General features: G+C 68.1%; 1 protein-coding gene. It reads right to left on the reverse strand.

Annotated features, from left to right (window positions below; all coding sequences use genetic code 11):
* Nucleotides 1-807 (reverse strand): IS5 family transposase gene (locus tag ACFPFQ_RS48315; RefSeq protein ID WP_379630073.1). Its coding sequence is split into 2 segments (ribosomal slippage), with 808 coding nucleotides annotated over them: nucleotides 1-450 and nucleotides 450-807; the frame shifts between segments, so codons are not numbered across the junction. This gene is flagged as partial in the annotation.
* Nucleotides 808-809: the final 2 nt, after the last annotated feature.

Here is an 809-nt window from a genome sequence, read left to right on the forward strand (position 1 = left end):
AGTAGGCAGCGCGTTTGGCGTAGCGGGTGGCAAGGTCGCGGAATTGCTTGAACCGGTTGAAGCAGCGCTCGACGACGTTGCGGTCGGCGTAGATCTGTTGGTCGAACGCGGGTGGGCGGCCACCGCGGGAGCCCTTCGCGAGCCGGCGGCTGATCTGGTCGGATTTCTCCGGGCTGGTGAACGCGATCCCGCGCGCCCGCAGGGCAGCGCGGGTCGAGGGATGGGAGTAGGCCTTGTCGGCCAACACCCGGCCGGGGCGTTTCCGCGGCCGGCCAGGCCCGTCCCGACCGACAGCGATCTGGTCGAGCAGTGGCAGCAGTTGCGGGTTGTCCCCGGCCTGGCCTGGGGTCAGGATGATCGACATGGGTAGGCCGTGACCATCCACAGCGAGGTGGATCTTGCTGGTCAACCCGCCGCGGGACCGTCCGAGGGCTTCCCCGTCGACAGCGAGGGCCTCGACCCACTCGGTGGTGCAGCCCCCTTTTTCCGGGCCCCAGCCGAGTGCTGATGGGCCCGGACGCTGCTGGAGTCGATGCTGAAGGTCCACTCCACATTCCCGACGGCGTCATCCTTGACGATCACCTCGTTGAGGATGGCCTCCCACGTGCCGTCCGCGGTCCAGATCCGCAGCCGCTCGTGCGCGGTCTTCCAGGGTCCGTAGCGCTCAGGAAGGTCCCGCCACGGGGCGCCGGTACGTAGTTTCCACAGAATCGCATTGATCACCTGGCGGTGATCACGCCACCGCCGGCCACCGCTCTCGATCGGTGGGAGCAACGGCTCGATCCGCGCCCAGGCCTTATCGGTCAGCT

The organism is Pseudonocardia sp. GCM10023141, assembly GCF_042653605.1.